The organism is Paenibacillus silvae (assembly GCF_014639235.1).
GTDB classification, from domain to species: Bacteria; Bacillota; Bacilli; order Paenibacillales; family Paenibacillaceae; genus Paenibacillus; species Paenibacillus silvae.
The window spans coordinates 1,026,041-1,049,245 of the sequence record NZ_BMFU01000001.1; the positions used below are offsets into that span (position 1 = coordinate 1,026,041).

Here is a 23,205-nt window from a genome sequence, read left to right on the forward strand (position 1 = left end):
GCCTCTTCCATAGCATATCGTGCGTATCAATTTGGATTATTGTGCTTCCACAAAAGTGGTACTCGTCAGATGCTTGGTGATTTCATCGAGAATGATTCGATGTCCTGTAACACCATGACCATTCACCCACAAACATGTATCCACATAATACACAGTATTGTTTTTTACTGCTCTCAGTTCGTTCCATTGCAGAGTTTCACTTAATTTACGCATACTTTCATCCGCATTCAAATGCTGCATTTTACGTATTTCGACAAACAGATAATCAGGATCAGCTTCCCATAGCAGCTCCAGTGAACAAGCATTAAACCAGGCATTTCCCTGTTGCAGTGGTTGAGGCAGGGCAAGCCCGAGTTGTTCATACAGCAGCTTGGATATACCATGTGAACGTCCTCCCAAATAACGATAACCGAATGCCTCTACCCTCAAGACCATGACCGTGGAGGAATTTTGAATTACGGGCTGCAGCTGTTGCTGTGCATTCTCTATTTCCTGCTTCATTTGCAAACACAACTGTTGTGCCATCTCCTCACGTTGAAACCAGACAGCCAATTGATGAAGTACAGGTTCTACATCCTGTGGAAGTCCGGTCAGAACGGGCCCATCATTGCGAAGTTTATATTTGACCTCTTCCGCCCATACGTTGCCAATTATAAGTTCAGGTTGCGCTTCTAATACAAGCTCGATATCCGCTTCATACTGAGCAACCTCCAGCAGTATAACTTCATGGTCAGCAAAAAAATCACGTTGATGCGAGGACAGCAATAACGGTGTTACAACAACAGCATTGGGAATAATCCCTAGATGAATCAGCGCTTCCGCAAAAAGCGGAGAAAGAGATAGAATTCGGCGTTGACATAACGTCTGCCGGTAGCTCTTTGGTGAAATGCCAGTCAGTTGTTTGAAACGACGGCTGAAATAGTGCACATCCTCGAAGCCGGATTTTTTAGCAACATCCTGAACGGTTGCAGTGGTCAACACCAACTCCTCCTGCGCACGATAAATGCGGTAATGCGCCAGAAAATCCAGCGGTGGCTTTCCATAGCATTCATTAAACTTTCGAGAATAATGCCACGGACTGATTCCGGCAACTTCCGCCAGCTGCTTGCGCGTCACCATCTGATCGTAATGCTCCTGGATATAAGTAACGGTTCGCTGGAGGCCAACTTCTGGCGTAACCTCATCTTCTGGTAGATAGAGGATATGTAAAAGCTCATACAGCAAATGTTGCTTGGTTACCCACGCCGATTCACCTTCCTGCAAACCAATCCCGTTCAAATACTGAATAAGGCCGGCCAGTTTCCCGCTCGTCAGTTGCACCTTCTGATATGCATACGTATTCCCTGACGGGAGATGCCATCTGAATGTCTCTGTTTGTATGTGTTCTTGTGGCACAGAAAAAATATCGAACTGAATATTAAATCCGGCCAGATCGAGATTTCCGACCTCCAAAATCTCCACTAAAGAGTTTTTTTCAAGTGCGATAAGTTCTCCACATGAAACCTGAATAGGTTGACCATTAATATTCCAGCTTGCTTTTCCGTCAATGATTAACAAAAAGCTGTGATTGACCAGATGATGTCGCTCACCATTAGACACCCATGCACTGTCTAATGCGCTTATTGATTTCCATTGGGCAATCCATTCCGTATTGTTAGACATCCTTTATCCTTTCTGACATTTAGAACCTATCAAATCAAAATTAGTACATCTATCTGAATCAAGTTAATCATTCTCAAAATATTTGAAAAAACGGATCGTTTCTTCATAGTCCGCTTCATCCGAATAGATGCCTCTCATTTGTCCCAGAGCTATGGCAAAATCCACGTATCCGTTTGCTTTTGCTGTGATCAAGTTGTCATGCACCTCATACGTAACAGTGTGACTTGCATCATTACTCGTATACTTCTTCCCTTCCAAAAGGCCTGCCTGTTTAATCAAATCTACGCCAGAACATATTGCACCAATATATTTATGATCTGTGTTCATCTTTTGCAAGAGTGAAACCAGTTTTTCATTTTGCTGAATTTCGCTGATATCCCCACCTGGAATAATGAAAGCTTCAATATCACCATCATTAACCTCATCAAGCGACTGTTCTGGATTAACCCTCAAGCCTTCATAAGACTTCACAGGATTAGAAGAAATACCAACGGTGATGATCTCTCCCTTGGTTTTCATCAGGTACATCGCAAGCATAATTTCAAAGCTCACATATCCATCATAAATTAAGACATGTGTTTTCATATAAACCACCTGCTCTTATGTATCAGTATTGTAAATCAGCTTTAAAAGCTACAACCTGATTCCAATCATAACATATGAGATATAACGATAAACATTTAGAAGTTAACCCGCAAATATATTCTTCCGTTGCTTCTACTTTATTTTACATTCTTTGTTACAAAGTGATTGTATTCTTTCCAAAATATGATATGATATCGTCAAAACAATAAACATTTTAAAGAAAATATGAAAAATAATTACATTAAAATCTCTTCCACTCTTCCGACACTCGTTTCTAAACCATTTTATTGAAAGCGATTACAAACGACAACCTGACAGATTATAGTTAAAAGCACCAACACTCCTGCATTTTGCTTTCATACCTTCGGGTTAAAGCTGTGCATCTGCATCTTATTGATGTTCTCACCTTGTTGCAGGTCTTCAGCTTGAGCCATAGATCACATCTTGAGCACGAATCCAAACGCTTATTTAGAAAGGAGGCTTTGTTAAGGAAACCCTCTCCATCGTTGTAAGCGCTTCAATTCAACTTTTTAAGGTACCATCATCCTAATCCAATGGAGGCGAACGTATGATTCGTAAACGATTAGCTTTGCTGATGTCACTCATACTGGTGTTTGTCATGATGCCTATGGAATCAAGCTATGCAGCCAATAATGCTGTTGCCAAAACACCTGTGAATGCTAATCCCCTGGTTGATCATAAGCTGGGAGCCGACCCTTATGTGCTGGTGCACAACAATCGGGTCTATGTTTATATGACGGGAGATACTTACTTGTATAACAACGATGGCTCTGTCAGAGAAAATAACTACGGCACCATCGGTAGAATCAGTGTGATCTCTTCAGCTGACATGGTGAACTGGACAGACCACGGTTACATTCCAGTAGCCGGCGCCAATAATGCCAATAACGGACAAGGCATCGCCCGTTGGGCAAGTCAATCCTGGGCTCCAGCGATTGCCAAAAAAACCGTTAACGGCAGAGAAAAGTTTTTCCTGTATTTTGCTAACTCGGGTGCAGGTATTGGCGTTCTCTCAGCGGACTCCCCAATCGGTCCTTGGTCCGATCCAATAGGACGGGCACTCGTAACTCATGGAACACCCGGGATGTCAGGCGTAACCTGGCTCTTCGATCCGGCTGTACTGGTGGATGACGATGGCTCGGCATATTTATATGCTGGAGGCGGCATTCCGAACGAGAGTAACGCGGCTTCCATCGCCAATCCCAAAACATCTCGGGTCATTCGTCTCGGTGCCGACATGACCAGTGTAGTGGGCAGCGCAACAACCATTGATGCCCCTTATATGTTTGAGGATTCCGGCATTCATAAATACAACGGCAAATACTACTATTCGTATTGCATTAACTTTGCTGGCAATCACCCGGCAGCCTATCCTAAAGGTGAGATCGGATATATGGTGAGCGACAGCCCAATGGGTCCATTTACGTATAAAGGTCATTTCCTCAAAAATCCGGGCACCTTCTTCGGTGTTGGCGGCAACAACCATCATGCTGTATTCCAGTTTAACAATCAATGGTACGTCGCATATCATGCACAAACGGTCAGCAAGGCTTTCCTCGGAGATGGCAAAGGCTACCGTTCCACACACATCAACAGGCTGACGCATAATGCAGATGGTACAATTCAGGAAGTACAAGGCAATATGACTGGTGTGCCGCAGACGGCGAACCTCAACCCGTATGTACGCGTGGAAGCTGAAACCATTGCCTGGCAAGCAGGCATTAATACACAGCCAAGTCAGGCAAGCGGCGGACCAGCATCCAATCAGAACGTAACCAACATCCATAATGGCGATTGGGTTGCTGTAAGCAATGTCGATTTTGGCTCAACAGGAGCTTCCAAATTCAAAGCGAACGTTGCTTCTAACGGCAATGGTAACATTGAGCTCCGACTTGGCAGTCCGACAGGCACCCTGATTGGTACACTTAACGTAACATCCACGGGTGGGGCTCAGACCTGGCGTGAACTGGAGACCAACGTTAACAATACGACCGGCATTCACAATCTGTATCTTGTGTTCACCGGTTCAGGTAGCGGAAATCTGTTCAATCTGGACTACTGGCAGTTCACCTCCGGTTCAGGGGGAAATCCAAATCCAAATCCTAACCCGAACCCTTCTGTGACACGGATTGAAGCGGAAAATATGACTGTAGGTGGTCCATACGCAGGTGTGATCAGTTCTCCTTTTAACGGAGTTGCGCTGTATGCAAACGATGACTATGCAGCATACAATCAATATTTTGCCTTTCCAACACATCAATTCTCTCTAAGAGGCGCTTCCAACAATAACAGTACAGCCCGAGTCGATCTGGTGATCGGCGGTGTAACGGCAGGTTCATTTTATTTTACCGGAACACAACCAACGGTGCAGACGCTTTCCAACATCACACATGCTACGGGGAATCAGGAAGTAAAGCTCGTTGTCACCACAGATAATGGAACCTGGGATGCTTACATTGATTATCTGGAATACTCTCTATAATTTGTGATCATGACATTCAGGGAGGCATCGTTATGTGGAAAAAAATCGGGGCACTTTTGCTCACCATTCCCTTGCTGTTGACAGCATTGCCTCTAACTCATCAGCCCGCCTCTGCGGCGACCTTTAACAATCCGGTGCTATATGCAGACGTGCCTGACAGCGATGTTATTCGTGTAGGCAACGCCTTTTATATGACCAGCACCACCATGCATATGAATCCGGGCGTACCTGTCATGAAATCGTACGATCTGGTCAACTGGAGCATTGTAAACTACGTGTATGACACGCTTGGCAACGGCGATGTGCAGAATTTGAATAATGGTCAAAATGAATATGGACGCGGCTCCTGGGCGAGCAGCCTTCGCTACAACAACGGCACCTACTACGTAGCCTTCGGCTCCCTTTCCACGGGAAGGACCTATATCTACCAGACAAATAATATTGAGACCGGACCGTGGACGCCATATACCTTAAACAGCTATTATCATGATCCGTCCCTGCTTTTCGATGGAAACCGGACCTTTCTCGTGCACGGCAGTGACAACATTAGCATTGTGGAATTAACACCGGATGCCAAAGCCGTCAAATCTGGCGGACTGAATCAGGTGCTGATTCCGAATGCCAGCAATATTGCGGGTTCCAATATGATCGTAAAAGCAGAAGGGGCACATATCCAGAAGATTAATGGCATGTATTATGTATTTCTGATTGCCTGGCCTGCAGGTGATGGACGCATACAGCTCGCTTATCGTGCAAATACGTTGACAGGCCCATACACTGGAAAAGTTGTGTTAAGAGATTCTGGCATCGCCCAAGGCGGCATCGTAGATACTGCATCAGGAGCTTGGTACGGTATGCTGTTCCGTGATAGCGGAGCCATCGGACGCATTCCTTATCTGGTTCCAGTCACCTGGTCGGACAACTGGCCTGTATTCGGAGTTAATGGCAAAGTCCCGATGACCATGAACTTGCCAGTGGATGGCCAGCCAACGACCAAAATTTACGGCTCGGATGAATTCAATGCCGCTTCTGGCTCATCGGGTCTCTCAAAATTTTGGCAGTGGAATCACAACCCTGATGCCAGCAAATGGTCCTTGAGCCAGCGACCAGGCTTCCTGCGTATAACCACAGGCAAGCTCAGCAAAAACATTTTGGAAGCACGCAATACGCTGACACAGCGTACCATTGGTCCAAAAAGCACGGGCATTACCGCGCTGGAAACAGCGGGCATGAAGGATGGAGATTATGCGGGACTCGCTGCGTTCCAGGCCAAATACGGTTTTGTTGGGGTAAAGATGAACGGCAACAACAAATCCATCGTTATGATTAATGCCGGCTCGGGCACGATGACTGAAGTCGCAAGTGTACCTTTGAATCAAAACAAGGTCTATCTGCGAGTCATATGTGATTTTACGAATCAAACAGATAAAGCTTATTTTGCTTACAGTCTGAATGGAACCAACTGGACTACCATTGGCAACACACTGCAAATGTCGTACACGCTGCCACACTTTATGGGCTATCGGTTCGCATTGTTTAATTACGCGACCAAATCTACCGGAGGGTATGCCGACTTCGACTTTTTCCGTATAGAGTAGCCTTAGTCGCCTTCAGTTGAGATTACGCTGTACGCCATCACATCTGATGACCTGGACTTCACTTTTCCGTGGAGCCAGGTCATTTTAGTTTTGGTTTTCATTTTCTGAACTGCCTGATATAACGAATGTATTCTTTCGCACTTTGGTCAATTTCTTCATCGGTTGCCTGAAATGAGGCGCCATAGACAGCATAATGCGGCAAGGCGATAACGCCGACATGATTCATACTCGCCTTGAATGGTGCAACCAGTTCCTCCACACTGAAGCCAACCGGCATAGTTTTTGCATAATTTCCCTCTTTGTCCCCAATAGATATTGCGAGCCCCATCCGCTTTCCGTGCAGACGATCTCCCTTTGATCCATATGCCCAGCCATGAGTGAAAACGTCATCCAGCCATTTTTTAAGCAGTGGCGGGTAGCTGTACCAATAGAACGGAAATTGTAAAATGATATGCTCGTGTGCCTCCAGCAGTTTTTGCTCGCGAACCACATCGATGCTCCAGTCAGGATAGGTCCGATATAACTCGTGAATGTGTACCTCCTCTGCATGCTGCTCCAGCTCCTTTTTCCAGCGTTGATTCACCCTTGAAGCAGCTATATTCGGGTGTGCCAGAATAACTAACGTTTTCATACGTCGATCCATTCCTTTCTCCAGAAAAATGATTACAGGCTTGAATACGAACCATTATCCACTGTGCCAGATCAAAAGAAAATACACACAATGAAGTAAGATGCTTACCTCAAAGTGCGTATGGACTTCTGTTTTGCATCCGTGAGACAATATATAGTTATAAACGAAATTGTACGAGGTGGTATCCATGAAGCAGTATCAATTAGGAATTGAAGCAACACTAGAAATCATCGGCGGCAAATGGAAGGCCCTGATCATCTGTATCCTGATGTCAGGTGTCAAAAGAACAGGTGAACTGGAACGCAGCATCCCTGGAATATCGCAAAAAGTGCTCATTCAGCAATTGCGTGAACTGGAACGCGATGGCCTTGTCGAAAGGCATGTCTATCAGCAGATGCCTCCGAAAGTAGAATATAGTCTTACTGAATACGGGGTGACAGCCAATACAATTGTCGATGTGATGTGTGCCTGGGGAAGAGATAATATCGCGTTCAGACAGCAGCGGGGAGAAGAGATTGTACTGTTATCTGAAACATGAAACATGCCTCATTCAACCTTCATGTTCCATACTGCACCTTTATAGTAAAATTTATGGTGATACCATATTAATAATGGTGTTGATACAAATGGTAACATAAGGGGGATTTCAAAAATGAAAAATTTTATTGTGTTTGGGGCCAGTAAAGGACTCGGTGATGCATTTGTCAGAGGATTGCCACAGGCTGGTGATAAAGTATGGGTTGTATCCCGCAGCAGGCCGGAAAGCCTGAAGCTGGACGATGGTGTGCAGCGGATATGGATTCAGGCGGATCTTTCCGAGCTTCAAGCCGCCCGGCACATTGCAGAACAGCTGCGAGGCGAAACGCTGGATGTTCTTATTTATAACGTGGGCATTTGGGAAAAGGAAGGATTCGAGGAGCATTATACCTTTGATCAGGATGAACCTGCCGATATTCAACAGCTGATTCATGTCAACGTAACGTCCACCATTGTATGTATTCAGGCACTGCTGCCTCAACTGCGGCTGTCAGCGGCAGGCAAAATTATTGTTATTGGCTCAACCGCCGGTCTAAGCAATGCGGGCAGCACGCAGGTTTCTTTTGTCGCCTCCAAGTTTGCATTACGGGGTATCACAGAAGCTTTACGCGAACATACCAGGAAGGACCGCATTGCGGTAACATGCATTAACCCTGGCGAGCTGGCGGCAGAGATTCCGTACGAAGCAGGTGCAGAACGTGCATTGTCCGAGTACGGCGGGACACGCATCCCTCTTCAAGACATCGTGTCCATCGTACAGTGTGTTGTCAGCCTGTCCAACGCAGCCTGTGTCAAGGAGATTAACGTGCCTGCGCTTACCGATCTGAACACATAGGGCAGTTAGCTGGATCCATACTGCGCCTTCAATCTAAGTCTGATGGCTATTCCCTTCACATTGTTCTCTATGTCAAGTATCGGGATATATGCTCTATCGCCATCGACTGCACTCGATTTTGTTCCGGAATATGCTCATACAGAATATGTGATTTTCCCTGCTGTATGAGCTGTTCACGCATAGCAGCAATGCGTCCTTTATTAAAATCGATGAAGCGAAAATCAATCTGACGCAACAGCTCAAGCTCTGACAGCCGGGCGAATGATTCTGCTTTGAGTGCAGTATTGATCTCCTTCAGTTCCAGCACTTCAAGAGCTGTGGCCGTCCACAAATACTCCATATCCCGAAGCGATTTCATATAACTGAGCTCGAGCTGTCTAAGCCGGGGCATCTGCGAAAAATCACATAATTGCTCCAGCTTGGACAAGCATAAATGCAGGAATTCCAATCCACGCATACGTTCCAGTCCATGGATACTTGTCAGCTTCCGCACGGAGCTGAGCTTGAGTATACGGATGGATGACGGTGCCAGTATATCCAGTTCGCTTCTCAACTCACAGTTATCAAGAGACAAATATTGAAGCGTCGGCAGCACTGCTAATGTGTCAAGACAATCGACCGGGCAGTTCAGGATGAGCGTCTCCAGAGACTTACATTTCTCAATGGAGGTCTGGCTTTGAAATTTCCCATGCAGCTCAAGATACGTTAACTGTGTGAAATGTCCAATAAAACTCAAATCCGTGGCCTTGGCAGGGGAGTTTATAATGAGAAAAAGCATCTGACTCATTGCACCTAAAATAGTAAAATCCTGCTTCTGGGAAACATGCAGCTGTAGAGCAGACACATTTTTCAGCTGCGCCAAGCGTCCGAGGAAGCTTGATTCGTACTTTGCTTTGACATCTGCATTAGAGATGTGAAGAATGAGATCGGGTCTGGCTGAGAAAACCTTCGCATCCAATTGGACCAGATCCTCAACCGTATCCACACCGACGCGAAAATGAACCGTCGCCCTACGCCGCAAATGCTGAACGGCCTGATTCATCTTCTCTTCATTCCAGGGCATTCCTTGCATTGAAGCATGCCAAATCTGGGTCATCTTCATCTTTCTTCCTCCTGTCTCCACCGATATCGAAATCATACTCCATCACTTCATTCCATTATAAACGAATTCCATTAAAGGAACGATCCTGCAAATTACATCAAAATTAAATTAAAATATTTTTCATTCGACAAAAATATACAAAAACCTATATGATATGCCGACATATAACTCAGGAGTTTAGCGCTTCTTAATTAAACATCTGGGGAGATGGAATATGTTAAACATTTTAAAAAAACGGGGAAAAGCCGGGGCACGCAAAGCCAGTATGGCGAATACGCTGTCCATTGTTTTATTGGTGATTATTGTCGTTGTGTTCGCTGTACTTGGAACATTTGTGTTCACGAGTACAAAAGACATCATGGTTCATCAGCAGGAATCCATGCTCCAGACCAAAACACAAGCCATTGTCAGTGAATTCGATGCACTGTTTAAAGAAAAAGGCGCTCTGGTCAAGCAAATGTCAACGAACAAATTATTCAGGCAATACATAGAAACAACCAATTCAGCGGCTGAAGCATCCACGTCCACTTATGCTGAGGAAACAAAGGAAACACTTGCCGCTATCGTGGAGGCTGAGCCTTCGTTTGCCGATGCATGGGTTGCCGGGCTCAATGGAAAAGGCTTCTGGATTCAAAATGACGGCGTAGTCTCTGCACCTGATTTTGATATTCAGGCACGTCCATACTTTCAGCCGCTGAAAGAAGCCGATGGACTCTACTATTCTGACCCGTATATAGATGTTGCCGCGGGCAGTGTTCTTATGGGCATTTTCTATCCAATCAAGGATGAGAACAACAATATGATCGGTTTTGCAGCAGCCGATATTGCATTTAAAGATATTCCGAACATTATGAAAAGTTATTCTTTGGGCAGCACAGGTTATTCCATTTTGCTCTCCAAGAGCGGAGAAATTCTGTACCATCCGGATGAGAGCAAGGTGCTAAAAGAAAATATCCTGAAGAGTCAAGGCGATATGGCTGAAGTAGGTAAGAAAATGATTGCTGGAGAATCCGGCATAACCTTGATAAATGACAATGGGGAGAACCGCTACATTGGCTATGCAACCAGCAAAGATACCGGATGGTCGGTAGGCTTGACCATCTCCGAGAAAGAGGTTTTGGAGGAACTCAGCAAGTTTACCACCTTGACTTTGGCGGGATTCATTGTAGCCACCTTGTTGCTTGTAATTATTAGTAATATTACCCTTCGCGGTCAGTTGCGCACGATTCCGCAGCTACTTGGCAAGATCAAACAGATTGAGCAAGGAGATCTCACGGTCAAACTGGATATCAAATCCAAGAACGAGATTGGACAGATTGCCGAGGGACTGAACTCCATGGTGCATAAAATTCAGAGTATGCTGCAGATCGTGGGCAATTCAGCACAAGTTCTTAACCAATCCTCCAATGACCTGCAATCCATATCTTCAAGAACTGCAGTGACGATGAATGATACATCCACCGCGATTAACGAGATTGCCAATGCAACCAACTATCAATCCATTGAAACCGAAAATATTTTACGCAAAACAGGCTCATTGTCGAACCAGATTGATGAGATTGCCGCCGATGCACAGGTTATGGGAGCTATGGTACAGACCTCTGCCGATCAAAGCGGTCATGGCCTGGCCGTCGTAGAACAATTATCCAGATGGTCCGATGAGAACCATACCTCAACTCAGGCCGTATCCTCTATTATTCAGGAAATTGATCAGAGCCGGAATGAAATATCCAGCTTTGTCGATACGGTGAAACAAATTGCCTCGCAAACCAATCTGCTCGCCCTTAATGCCTCCATTGAGGCTGCACGTGCCGGAGAGCATGGCAGAGGATTCGCCGTTGTAGCAGAAGAGGTTCGCAAGCTGGCTGAACAGACTGCACTGGCTACAGAGGAAATTAACAAAAAGGTCAATGTAATCGAAGAGAAAACCTCTCTATCGGTTGAACATACCGTGCGTGGTCTGAACATTGCTGAGGAGAACGCGAAATCCGTGGAGAATACCAAGAAAGTGTTCTACACCATTAACAAGGATCTGAAGGAGCTGCAGCTCCGCATGCAACAGATTACAAACAGTACAGCCAGTGTGCATCAGCACAAGGACGAAATATTCCAGGCTCTGGAGGTTATCTCCTCGACCACCGAAGAGAACTCTGCTTCAACCGAAGAGGTAAGCGCAAGTACACAGGAACAGCTCGATAGCATTCAGCAGGTCGCTGATCTGTCCAATGAGTTGAATCAGCTGTCTGCCAAGCTTCAGGACGAATTGAGCCACTTCAAGGTCAAATAAGCTGCTCAGCTCTCTGCTCTTCTCTTTTGTGCGTTATGCATTTATTATTAATAAATATGCGTACGAAGAGCATTGGAGGCTGATGGAATTAACATGGAATTTGCAAAACGAATGAATCACTTTAGTGAAGGCATCTTCACCAAGCTACTGGACATCAAGCGTCGCCGGCTGGAACAGGGGCAGCCCGTCATTGATCTTAGCGTCGGGACACCCAACATTCCACCGGCCCCGCATATTATGAACGCACTCTGTGAGGCAGCGGCTGATCCGGCTAATTATATTTACGCAGTCAACGATCAAAGTGATCTGCTGCAGGCCGCAAGTGACTGGTATAAAGAGCGATATCACGTTGAACTGGACCCGCAGACAGAAATTTGCTCACTGCTCGGCTCCCAGGAGGGGCTTGCACATATCTCCCTCTCGATCGTGGATGAAGGTGATCTTGTACTCGTTCCTGATCCCTGTTATCCGGTGTTCGCAGATGGTCCTCTTCTGGCGGGAGCTGAGCTCTACTATATGCCGCAAAAAGAAGAACACAACTACGTTATTCAGCTGCATGAAATCCCTGAGGCTGTCGCAGAGCGAGCCAAATTCATGCTGGTATCCTATCCGAATAACCCGACTACAGCGATGGCCCCAGACTCCTTCTATGAAGAGTTGATTGCCTTTGCCAAGAAATACAGCATTATCGTGCTGCACGATAATGCGTACAGCGAGCTTGTATTTGACGGTAAAACGTGTGGCAGCTTTCTGGCTTACCCGGGTGCCATGGATGTAGGGATCGAGTTCAACTCCTTGTCCAAAACCTATGGACTGGCTGGAGCACGAATCGGTTTTTGTCTAGGCAACGCTAACGTTGTCTCTATGCTGAAAAAACTGAAATCCAATATGGATTACGGTATGTTTATTCCAATTCAGCGGGCGGCAATTGCTGCTATTACAGGTGACCAAACGGATGTTGGACGGGTTAGAGCCATCTATGAGGAACGGCGTGATATGCTGTGTGAAGGCTTTGCGAAATTAGGCTGGCTTATCGACAAACCGGAAGCCACCATGTTTATCTGGACCCGCATTCCTGCACATTACAGTACTTCGGAGCAATTCGCGACGGAGCTTGTTACCAAAGCAGGTGTCATTGTTACGCCAGGCAGTGCCTTTGGCCCATCAGGTGAAGGCTATGTCAGACTGGCTCTCGTTCAGGATGTCGAGCAGCTGCAGCAAGCCCTTGACGCTGTAAGAGACAGTGGTATCCTGATGGCTGATTAAGTTCAACTGATAAGCTGTATGCAGGATGTGCAAAAAGTTAAAAGCACCAAACCCGTATGAAAGGGTTTGGTGCTTTTTTTATTTTACCGCTTTGCGCCAGTTCGAACGGTACATCAGGTACAGGAAGTACGGTGTGCCGATGATTGCTATCAGAATACCTGACGGTATTTCGGTTGGAGCCATTACCGTTCTGCCTATCGTATCGGCGAGCACCAGCAGAACTGCCCCGGCCAGTGCCGACAGGAACATGGACTGTCTCAGCTTGTGGCCTGTTAACAGCCGAACCATATGTGGTGCAATCAGACCGATAAATCCGACCGTACCTACACAAGCGACGGCGCCAGCCGCAAGCAAAACTCCTGTTGCCATTGCGAGCAGGCGAGTACGCCGTACGTTCATGCCAAGCCCGGAAGCGCTGTTGTCATCAAACACCAGCAGTTCGAATCTGCGGGCAAGCCACCAGGCGATCGGAATCAGAACCAGCAGGAATATGCCAATAACCTTGACCTGTTCCCATGTACGGGCATACGTACTGCCTGTGAGCCAGATGTAACCACTGCTGCCGTAGACGGCTCCGCGTACAATCAGAATCTGAATGCCCGCGCCGGCTATAGCTGACATGGCAATCCCCAGCAGTACAACAGCGGATGGATTCAAGCCTTTTTTCCACGATAGCGAAAATACTACTGAAGCTGCAATGGCTGCACCAACGATAGCTGCAGCAGGCAGCATATACATCGGCAGACCAGGCCAGAGTATGAACACCATCATAGCTCCCAGCCCTGCACCCGAAGATACTCCGACGATGGAAGCATCGGCCAGCGGATTACGTACTGCCATCTGAATCAATACACCGCTGATGGCGAGAGCAGCGCCTGCCCCGGCAGCCACCAGCGTACGCGGGATGCGAAGCTGCACAAGTGCAGAGAACATGCCATCTGACTGGAACAGGCTTGGTAGCAGCTCAGCCAGAGGAATACGCATTCCACCAAACATGGTACTAAGCAACAGCAGCAGAATCGTAATCGCTGTGAAAAGAATAGCCAGAGGCATGAAGGCGAAGCGGCGCACACGCCCGCCAGTGCTCATAGATGTTGTCATGCCGCCGCCATTCCCCGCTTTCATGCGGGTAAGCACCAGCCAAATCAGCCAAGGCGCGCCAATGATTGCCATAACAGCGCCTGTTGGCAGCTCCATGCTGGAGTTGTGAACCATTTTGGCAAGCACATCCGCTCCAACCAGCAACGCTGCCCCCCAGATGAATACACCAGGGATCAACAGTCGATTGGAGCGCACACCACTCAGACGGACCAAATGTGGAGCTACCAGACCGACAAAGCCGATGGGGCCAATGACACTGACAATCACAGCAGCCAGAATAACGGCAATGATGAGTCCACCCGTCCGCGCAAGTCCAACTCGCTGGCCGAGGGAGGAAGCAGTAGATTCATCCAGCTCCAGCATATCCCATTGCTTGGACAAAAGCAGCGCGATCAGCGTTACTCCAATAACCCACGGCCAGGCATATTTGACACCTGTCCAGTCATTTTGTACAAGCGTCCCTGAACCCCACAGAAATAAACCCTGTGTCTCCATGGAGAAAAAAATATGCAATGCGCTCGTAAATGAACCAAGGATCATCGACACAATCATACCGGACAATGCCAGCCTTACCGGAGTGGATGTCCGTCCACCACCCATAAAATAAGCGGCGAACGCAGCAAGCAGGCCACCCATGGCAGCAAAAAGAAATGGCGACTGACTGAGTACACCAGGAAAAAGAATAGCGCCGAGCACAACGACAAAGTAAGCCCCGGCATTGATACCAAGCGTGTCTGAAGCAGCCAGCGGGTTTCGCGTAATCGTTTGGAGCAATGCTCCCGCCACAGCAAGTGCCCCACCGGCAAGGATGCCAATAACGGTACGCGGCATACGCAAATCCCAGACCATGTTATGCTCAAGCGTCCCTTGTCTGTTCGTAAGCGCACCCCAGACGTCATGCAAAGAAATGGCGGCCTCACCATAACATAAACTTACAAAAAAAAGCACGATAAGGGCGGTCAGACCGCCCCCATAGATGCTTAACATACGCCAGTTCACCGCTGGCTTGGCTCCTTGAAGCGAGCTCATTTGGTAATCGCCTCAACTACACCGTCAACCAGCACTTTGGAAGAAATCGGTCCGCCAAAGGTCCAAGTTGTACTGCCCAGCTGGTACGTACGTTTTTCCTTCACAAAGTTCAAACCGTTCCATACCGAATTATTTTTCATCGCCGTTCCAAACACGTCATCATCCGGTTGAGTAATATAGATAAAATTACTGTCCTGTACAGTAGATAAGGATTCGATGCCTACAGTAGAGAAACCGTAATTTTCAAGCTTGTCCGGCTGCCAATCATTGACCATGCCGATCTTGTTCAGGGTACCTGCTACGACCGAGTTATCCGAGAACATACGCAAGGAAGCCGCGTTTTGATATGTGAATGCCTGTGTCAAAGCATAATGGAAATTTTCTTTACCGGCTGCAGCCAGCTTTTCTTTGGCATCTGTATAGTGCTGATCCAGACCGCTCAAAACTTCCTTCGCTTTATCTTCTTTGCCCAGTACGGCTGCAATGGTATTAAAAATAGTCGTCATCTTATCATAGTTATAACCTTCACCATTGTATGGATCGAATTCCAGCGTTGGAGCAATCGCATTCAGCTGATCATACACATTCGTATTGTTGTCCGCATTAGCAATAATCAGATCCGGCTTGAGTGCGGCAATAGCCTCCATATTCGGTTCACTGCGTGTTCCGATATCTGTTACGCTGTCATCCAGAGCAGCTTCATTTGTTACATACACTTTATAGTTTGCATTATCAGCATTACCGACAGGCTGAACCCCCAGGGCAACAACATCCTCTGTATACGTCCATTCCAGCGTGACAACACGCTTAGCGGGCTTGTCCAGTGTAAACTCTCCACGATTATGCTGCACCGTAATCGGACCGGCAGTCTCTTCAGCAGGCGCACCGCCGGAAACAGCGTCTTTACTCGGTTCTGATGTGGTAGCTGCCTTACCGCAACCTGCCAGCACCAAAACAAATGCCATCATAATCAATAGTGCGTGTAACCCTTTTCTCATATCTCTTGTCTCCCCTGTTTGTATGTATTTATATGATAACAATTATCATTATCACTAATGAGTTCTGTTTTGTCAATGCTTCTGCCGATATCTTTCCACTGCTTCACCTCAGCAAAAAAAGGAAAGGCATGGCTTGCAGTCCATCCTCTCCCCGTACCCATTCAGCCTGAGTTGTTTGAAAATACCAGCTTAAAATAATCAGATACCTCACATTAGCTGCATTGTAGTGATGCAGGTTTGGTCATCTGGGTATGTAGACAGCTGCTTCTCGGCCACCTTGCCATCCTGAACGATACGGATCAGATAGGTACGGTCCCTCGGCACCCATAAATCCATAAATCCGTTCGCTCCAGACTTTAACACTTCATCTTTCATGAATGTGTTCCCCTCAGAATCATGAATCGTCACCATGAACTCCTCATTCACCATCTCGCCCTGACAGCCCGTTAAACTATGAATTTCACAGGGATGGGTCTGCTGCACGTAGGGAGCAATGGACAGAAAAAATTCATTTTCCGGCAGGGTGTAAGTCGTTTCCTTATTCCCTGTTTCTGTCACGGTCAACGTTGTAGCACTAATCGAAGCAGACTGCGGTTTCTCCCGGCCTGTACTGATATCCTCTACCAGCTTTCGAACATCCGTCCCTTCGGCCTGCTCAGCCTTATCTCTGCCTGCTGTGTTTGCAATCAGATACGTACCAAGCAGAATCAAAACGACAGCACTGACAATCATCCATAATGGCTTTTTCATCAGGCAACTCCCTTCTTCTTTCCTCTAATTATATAAAGAAATTACCTTTAAAAGGGATCTGTCCAGCATCGTTCACCATTTTTTCATATTTTTGGTTCTTATTCATATATAGAAAAAGATATCTGCCTATCACATAGAAGAAGAAGCCTGCCTATCACATCTGTGATCAGCTTGCTTCTTCGGTTCTTTCTTGTTCCTCAGCAGGAATATGGAAGGATTGCGAAACGGGGATTATTTTGCAGGGGTTGTGCTTGCACGGAGCTGTTCATTCAGCTTCAATACATTTTCAAACTTGAGAATGCGTCCACCTTTTTCAGGTCTGTTGTAAGAACTCGGTATTGGAATCAAGTGGTTTTCACCTCCTTTCAGGTTAATTAGTCATTCAGTCAGATCGGGACGTCGTTTGAATCTTCAGATAAACAAGTAAAGGCTCTAATTCAGCCGTATATACATGCTCCCTTCTACCGTTACGCACCTGAACATCCGTCCATACCGCAAATTTGCTGTATAATCGATTGATATAACGGTTGTTTGCGGCTGCGTGAAACTGTATGGTCTGAACATGCCTGTTCTCCTCACAGATCCATAAGACGACATCTCTAAGGCCTGCAAAAAACACTCTGCTGCTTCGATACTTTTTAACCAGTACGGCTGAATCAATAAAAGCGGTGTGCACGTTCTCGATGTAACGATACTGGATGAACGCGCTGAGCTGACCCTGATCATCATCAAACAAGAGTAGATGAGTTTGCTGAATCGTATCAATTAAATGAAATAAGGCGTCATGAAGCATATACTGCTCATCGAATTCATCACTGTTCGCCAGATAAAAACGGGCAAACCGGGCATAATCCTCATCTTTTAAGGAATGATGGCCCTTTGGCTGCAAAATCAAGATGACGTCATCCTTTCCTTACCCTTCTACACACAAACCTCACGTTCAAACGAAGCCAGGTACGCCCGAAGCTCAGCAAGCTTTACAGCATAAGCATGTAACGTGCCTGCTCCAAATGTTTTACTGGATACTTGTTCTGCAAATTTGGAGAATAGCCGGTGCATGCTCCCTTCATGAGGAGCCCAAAATCGAATCTCCTGTACAGGCACAACCTCATGCACATGATCATCCAGATGTTGTACCAGAAACCGGAGCCCCTCTATAAAAATTCGGCTGCCACGATGCTTATTTACAATAAAAGCGACCTGCAGTTGTACCACATGCTGATCTTCATAATTCTGCTCTCCCGTACCATGAATAAATCCAAATGCACCTGCTGTCTCATCTTCTTCATCAAAACATAAGATTGCACTACCGTTCATAAATAGCGGACTGGAGATATAGCTTAGCGTTGTCGAAAAAGAATAAGGTATATTCAACTCACTATAATGAGCCAGCAGAAAATCCATATATCGATGTTGGTACATAAATGTTATGCAGTCCGAAAAGTAATACTTCATAAACCAATTCCCTTCCTGGTTGCCGGGTCTTAATGCCTATGTATTATGTGGACTATTGTACTTAGATAAGTTTAAGTTTTGTTTAAGTTCATCGAGATTCAGGAAATTTTTCTTTCGACAAGTCGGACAATGCATCTATAATAAATATACAAATTTCCCCTCGGCCGGAGGTCACCCTGATGAAACAAAGCAAATCGGCATATGGTCCTATCCACAAACATCCCTTTATGCTGGCTGGCCTGCTGCTGCTACTGTTTGCTGCCATAGTCCTACTGAGACAATGGAGCAAAAATGATGGTATTTCAGCCCAGGTTCCCAAGCCTCCTCCTGCCGCCACACAGGGCATGCTGGATTGGTCCAATCTGTACACAGATCAAGCAGAAAACATCCCGCTGGATGGAGAGTGGGAATTTTACTGGCGTCAGCTTCTAGAGCCTATTGATTTTCAAGCCGCTCATGCACCTGCCCCCAGTTTCGTACAGCTGCCTGCACCATGGACAAACTATTTGGACAGCAGCGGTAAGCTTCTGCCCAGTGAAGGCTATGCAACATACCGGCTGAGCCTCCTGCTCCCGCAGGAATTGAGCGAGAAGGCTCAGCCTCTCGCACTGTATCTCAAAAGCATTGCCTCCGCTTACCGCATCTGGATCAATGGTCAGCTCGTTGGCGGGAATGGCAGTGTGGGAACGGATCGCATATCCGAAACCCCGAAAAGTTATCCTGAAGTTGTTTATTTTCAACCACGAACGGGCTGGAACGAAATTATTATTCAAGTATCCAACTTCTCTCAGCGCAATGCAGGCATATGGCAGCACATAGAGCTGGGTACAGCCGATAACATCTCCTGGGCCCGTATTCTGCATGTCTCTGCACAATCCAGTATTGTTGGCATTTTCGGCGTTATGGCACTGTATTACGCATTTGTCTTCTGGAATCGCAGAAAAGAAACCTCGGCCCTGCTCTACAGTCTGCTCTGTATGGCGGTTGGTGTACGCACTGTAGTGCTTGGTGAATCCACTGCACTTTACCTGCTGCCCGGGCTTCCTTGGGAATGGGCGGTTAAAGCAGAATACATATCTGTTACCATGACGGCTCTATTATTAATCCTGTTTATTAACCGGGAATACCCGGCGGAAGCTGTGCGCCAAGTCTCCGCCTTATCTGGAGTTATTCTGCCAGGATGCATGCTGCTCTTTCTAGTGACGCCTGCACATGTGTATACATATCTGTTAACGCCATTTACATGGGGAGTTTTGTTCCCGGCTCTGCTGTACACGCTGTACATCTATATCCGATCTGCGATGAAGCGCAGAAAAGGGGCCGTGACCAGCATGATTGGCTTCCTGTTTTTTATGGCTTTTGCCCTGAATGATATGCTGTTCTACACGGTCCATCTGCCCACGGAGGATATGTTGTCTGTAGGACTGCTAGTGTTCCTGTTAACCCAGGCGTACAATCTCTCCTCTCGTTTCTCGCGGGCATTACATCGATCAGAACAGCTATCATTACAGCTTCAGGAATCGAATCTGCAACTGGAGCAGATTGTCGAGGAACGAACACGGTCACTGCAACGAACAAATGCAGAGCTTCAGGAAGCCAATCAAAAAATGTCTGACTCCGAGCTGTTCCGTACCCGGCTGCTATCCAACATTTCTCACGAGTTGAGTACACCCATTACTTCGATCAAGGGCTTTGCCAAGGCACTCAGAGATGGAATTATTACAACCGATGCTCCCAAATATGTGAATCGGATCTACACCCGTTCAGTTATGCTTGAACGGATGATCCATGATCTGATTGACCTGACCAAGCTGGAGACGCATCAGGTGCAATTCAGGATGCAGAACGTCTATATCATTCCTTTTATGCAAGAGCTGTTCCTTAAATATGAACCGGATGTTCAGGCACACGGCATTCAGTACGTGATGGATTTGCCTGAAGGAGCAGACCTGCTATCCCCCGGGGGAGATGGCTGGATCGTGCGTTTGGACCCGATTCGACTGGAGCAGGTGTTATCCAACCTGATTTCCAATGCACTGCGTTTTACTTCGCCTACGGGCATCATTCAAGTGCAGCTGCGTTTAACAGAAGCGCCTTCGACGGAGACGGGCTGGGTCGCATGCGTCTGTGTCAAGGATACAGGAATAGGTATCCTGCCCGAGTGGCAGGAGCGAATCTTCGAACGTTTCGAGCAAGCCAGTCCAACCTCGGTTCAGGATGAACATAAAGGATCAGGGCTAGGGCTCGCCATCTGCAAGGAAATTATGCACTATCATCAGGGAAATATAGGTGTAAGCAGCAAGCCCGGCTCGGGCAGTGAATTCTGCTGCCGATTACCTGCGTGGAAAGGAAGGTTGTCACCCCATGACAAGCCGTGAAGACATACGTCATATTCTCATCGTGGAGGATGATACAGATATTGCGGAACTGGTACAGATTTACTTACATCATCAGCATTACAGCACTTCTGTAGCGCATACGTTAAAGGATGCAGCCAAGCGGTTCGAAGAGCATGAACCTGATCTCGTGCTGTGTGATATCCTACTTCCTGATGGGCTGGGAACAGAATGGATTCATCTTCTCAGGGAAAAGACAGACCTGCCTGTTATTTTCCTGAGTAGTCGGCAGGAGGCCGAAGATATTATTCAAGGCTTGGAAATCGCAGATGACTATATTACCAAGCCGTTTGATCCAGATATTATGGTGGCTCGGGTCAAAAAGAGAATGATGTCTTCACGAATAATCCCTTCCCATCCTGGCGATTCGAACGGAAAGGTTTGGCGAGATGGATGGCTTGATATCCACTTTGATCGTTATGAGGTTTACGTCGGAGGGAACGAGCTATCCTTGCCTGCCAAAGAGCTGCAGCTTCTGCTTCTGATGGCAGGGCGCCCCGGACATGTTTTCAGCACGGATCACCTGTTTGAACAAATATGGGGGCTCGACAATTGGAGTGATGTGCGTACAGTCATGGTGCATATGCATCATCTGAGACGTAAAATTGAAAATCCGCTTGACCCTCATCGTTATATTGTGACTGTACGCGGTCTTGGATATAAATTTCAGGCAAAGCAGGATCACCGATAAAAATGCGATGTGAAACTGTCGCCTGCTCTCCATTGTGTGTGTTCCTTTCTTCATCATCAAAATTAACCAAAAATAAAGGCTGTTCCTTACGAGGTCATCATCGTATGACCTCGTGGAACAGCCTCCATCTCGTGATTGGAACAGTCAGGGCTTCATTTCCTGTTACTGCACCTTTCTTCTCATCAACATATACGCAAATAACGTGGATATCACATAAGCGATAAATATCCCTATACAAGTATGCAGCATATTCAGCGTTCCCTCTTCCACGTAGAACGGAAGATCCAGTAGACTACCCGTGCCACCTAACACCAACGATTTGACAGACAATAGGCCGAAATACAATCCGCCTAAGGCACCGCCAAGCATAGCTCCACCAAATGTTACCCAGCTTCTCATATTAATGGCATACATTGCGGGCTCCGTAACGCCGAACAACGCCGCTCCGCTTGCCCAAAAAGACATTTTTCTGGACTGTGTCTGCTCGCTGCGCAAACCTGCTGCGAGTGCAGCTCCCGCCTGAGCAACGAAGGCAACAAGCATGACGGGAAGCAACGTGGTGGAACCCGTCATCATCAATTCATTGATTGCAATCGGAATTAACCAGTAATGCATACCCATGAGCATTAGAAGAGGTATTAGTGCTCCCAGCAGCATTAACAAAAGCACAGGTGAGTCGCTGAGCAGCGAGTTGATGCCTTCCGATAACTGTGCACCACTCCACTCCCCAAGCGGACCAAGCACGATGAGCACAACGGGCACCATCAAACCGAGAGCCAGTGCCGGAGCCAAAATACCTTTCAGCCATTCAGGGCTAAGGCGTTCAACATGTCTTTCTACCCAGGACACGATCGCGATTGCAGCAACAACCCACAGCGATGCCGAGTAGAAAGGAGCCTGTGACACAAGCGGCACCTTCATAAAATGCACCTCTTCACCGCTCGCCATTAATTGCACCATCTGCGGGTACAGCATCAGTCCGCCAATAGCACCTGCTACATACAGGTTACTGCGCAAACGATGTGCCGTGCTTATCGCAACCAGAACAGGCAGCAGATAGAAAGCACTGTCACCAATGGATTTCCAGATCATCCAGGTCTGACTGTTCATAAAAGAGCTTTCCTGCTCGCCAAAGGAGTCGATAACTACAATCAAACCAAGGATACATTTGAGCACCGCAGCCCCCAGAAGAACAGGCATTAACGGCCTGAACACATCTGCAACAAAATGCAGCAATCGTGAAGCCCTATTCGCTTTAGGTGTATTGTTCCGGAATTTCGCTTGCCTCTCTTTCTCTTGGTTCATTTGGTTCTTATCGTTCCCTTCTTCAAGCTTGCTTCCTGCTTTCTGATCTTTTACTTGCTGCTGTTCTTGCGTTTGCTTTGGTTCTCTCTTTTGCTGGTCTTCCTTCTTTTCTTTCTTTTCTTCGTTGTTATTCTCCATATGTACCTGCTCCTTCTCCTTGCGTTACGGTAAAACCGTATTTTATGATGCATCCTAGGACGTGTCTTGAAACCTACTGAAGTGCATCTTTTACCGCCTTTTCGCCCCATGCTGCGTCACTTTCCCTTGACGTGCCCCGGCACGCCTGCGGAAAACTTCCTGGCTTGGAACGAAAATTCAGCAAAATCTGCCGCCTTCAGAGTTTTCAGACACGCCCTAGTTTATATAGACATATCCATGAAAAAACTTCAATAGGATTAAAACACTAATTATCCTGATTCTTCTTTATTTTCGCGCAAAAATCACCTCTAAAAAATGCAAAGAACCTGCATCGGA

Annotated in this window: 18 protein-coding genes; 8 read left to right on the forward strand and 10 right to left on the reverse strand. The window is 46.7% G+C overall.

Annotation, left to right across the window (positions count from 1 at the left end):
* Positions 1-36: 36 nt before the first annotated feature.
* Both IEW26_RS04690 and IEW26_RS04695 read right to left on the reverse strand, forming a co-directional pair.
* The gene (locus IEW26_RS04690; protein WP_188591433.1) at positions 37-1,662 is read right to left on the reverse strand and encodes a helix-turn-helix domain-containing protein; all 1,626 of its coding nucleotides are present in this window, start codon (positions 1,660-1,662) and stop codon (positions 37-39) included.
* A gap of 63 nt (positions 1,663-1,725) precedes the next feature.
* Entirely contained in the window at positions 1,726-2,247 is a 522-nt protein-coding gene (locus tag IEW26_RS04695) for a DJ-1/PfpI family protein (RefSeq protein ID WP_188591434.1), read from the reverse strand.
* A gap of 568 nt (positions 2,248-2,815) precedes the next feature.
* Here IEW26_RS04695 and IEW26_RS04700 point away from each other — a divergent pair.
* The gene (locus IEW26_RS04700; RefSeq protein ID WP_188591435.1) at positions 2,816-4,750 is read left to right on the forward strand and encodes a carbohydrate-binding protein; all 1,935 of its coding nucleotides are present in this window, start codon (positions 2,816-2,818) and stop codon (positions 4,748-4,750) included.
* 32 nt (positions 4,751-4,782) lie between these two features.
* Positions 4,783-6,348, forward strand: a complete 1,566-nt coding sequence (locus IEW26_RS04705) for a glycoside hydrolase family 43 protein (RefSeq protein ID WP_188591436.1) — start codon at positions 4,783-4,785, stop codon at positions 6,346-6,348.
* Positions 6,349-6,445: 97 nt separating this feature from the next.
* Here the strand turns inward: IEW26_RS04705 and IEW26_RS04710 are convergent, their stop codons facing one another.
* A complete protein-coding gene (locus tag IEW26_RS04710) occupies positions 6,446-6,979 on the reverse strand; it encodes an NAD(P)H-dependent oxidoreductase (RefSeq protein ID WP_188591437.1) in 534 nt (177 codons plus the stop codon).
* 187 nt (positions 6,980-7,166) lie between these two features.
* Between IEW26_RS04710 and IEW26_RS04715 the strand changes: the two genes are divergently transcribed.
* Together IEW26_RS04715 and IEW26_RS04720 are read left to right on the forward strand one after the other, a co-directional pair.
* On the forward strand, positions 7,167-7,517 hold the full coding sequence (locus tag IEW26_RS04715; protein ID WP_188591438.1) for a winged helix-turn-helix transcriptional regulator: 351 nt from the start codon (positions 7,167-7,169) through the stop codon (positions 7,515-7,517).
* A 114-nt stretch (positions 7,518-7,631) separates the two neighbouring features.
* Positions 7,632-8,351 (forward strand): SDR family oxidoreductase, encoded by a 720-nt coding sequence (locus IEW26_RS04720; protein WP_188591439.1) that lies wholly within the window; start codon positions 7,632-7,634, stop codon positions 8,349-8,351.
* 67 nt (positions 8,352-8,418) lie between these two features.
* Here IEW26_RS04720 and IEW26_RS04725 read toward each other — a convergent pair whose 3' ends face one another.
* Positions 8,419-9,453 (reverse strand): leucine-rich repeat domain-containing protein, encoded by a 1,035-nt coding sequence (locus tag IEW26_RS04725; RefSeq protein WP_229729650.1) that lies wholly within the window; start codon positions 9,451-9,453, stop codon positions 8,419-8,421.
* Positions 9,454-9,667: 214 nt separating this feature from the next.
* On the opposite strand from IEW26_RS04725, the gene IEW26_RS04730 reads away from it, so the two are divergent.
* Complete coding sequence (locus tag IEW26_RS04730) at positions 9,668-11,740, forward strand: methyl-accepting chemotaxis protein (protein WP_188591440.1); 2,073 nt, start codon at positions 9,668-9,670, stop codon at positions 11,738-11,740.
* 93 nt (positions 11,741-11,833) lie between these two features.
* Positions 11,834-13,006: an aminotransferase class I/II-fold pyridoxal phosphate-dependent enzyme gene (locus IEW26_RS04735; protein ID WP_188591441.1), complete on the forward strand. Its 1,173-nt coding sequence runs from the start codon at positions 11,834-11,836 to the stop codon at positions 13,004-13,006.
* Between the two features lie 78 nt (positions 13,007-13,084).
* On the opposite strand, the gene IEW26_RS04740 is transcribed toward IEW26_RS04735, so the two are convergent.
* From IEW26_RS04740 to IEW26_RS04760, 5 genes are all read right to left on the reverse strand, one after another.
* On the reverse strand, positions 13,085-15,136 hold the full coding sequence (locus tag IEW26_RS04740; RefSeq protein WP_188591442.1) for an iron ABC transporter permease: 2,052 nt from the start codon (positions 15,134-15,136) through the stop codon (positions 13,085-13,087).
* Entirely contained in the window at positions 15,133-16,134 is a 1,002-nt protein-coding gene (locus tag IEW26_RS04745) for an ABC transporter substrate-binding protein (protein WP_111272007.1), read from the reverse strand. Before IEW26_RS04745 ends, IEW26_RS04740 begins: the two co-directional genes overlap by 4 nt.
* Before the next feature lie 207 nt (positions 16,135-16,341).
* A complete protein-coding gene (locus IEW26_RS04750; protein WP_188591443.1) occupies positions 16,342-16,884 on the reverse strand; it encodes a CueP family metal-binding protein in 543 nt (180 codons plus the stop codon).
* Between the two features lie 382 nt (positions 16,885-17,266).
* Positions 17,267-17,779, reverse strand: coding sequence for a hypothetical protein (locus IEW26_RS04755; protein WP_188591444.1), 513 nt, complete (start codon positions 17,777-17,779; stop codon positions 17,267-17,269).
* 26 nt (positions 17,780-17,805) lie between these two features.
* The gene (locus tag IEW26_RS04760) at positions 17,806-18,339 is read right to left on the reverse strand and encodes a hypothetical protein (protein ID WP_229729651.1); all 534 of its coding nucleotides are present in this window, start codon (positions 18,337-18,339) and stop codon (positions 17,806-17,808) included.
* 179 nt (positions 18,340-18,518) lie between these two features.
* Here IEW26_RS04760 and IEW26_RS04765 point away from each other — a divergent pair, with 179 nt between their 5' ends.
* Both IEW26_RS04765 and IEW26_RS04770 read left to right on the forward strand, forming a co-directional pair.
* The gene (locus IEW26_RS04765; RefSeq protein WP_229729652.1) at positions 18,519-20,717 is read left to right on the forward strand and encodes a sensor histidine kinase; all 2,199 of its coding nucleotides are present in this window, start codon (positions 18,519-18,521) and stop codon (positions 20,715-20,717) included.
* On the forward strand, positions 20,704-21,426 hold the full coding sequence (locus IEW26_RS04770; RefSeq protein ID WP_188591446.1) for a response regulator transcription factor: 723 nt from the start codon (positions 20,704-20,706) through the stop codon (positions 21,424-21,426). The genes IEW26_RS04765 and IEW26_RS04770 overlap by 14 nt, the downstream gene beginning before the upstream one ends.
* Positions 21,427-21,588: 162 nt before the next feature.
* On the opposite strand, the gene IEW26_RS04775 is transcribed toward IEW26_RS04770, so the two are convergent.
* Positions 21,589-22,869, reverse strand: coding sequence for a PTS sugar transporter subunit IIC (locus IEW26_RS04775; protein WP_188591447.1), 1,281 nt, complete (start codon positions 22,867-22,869; stop codon positions 21,589-21,591).
* Between the last annotated feature and the right edge of the window lie 336 nt (positions 22,870-23,205).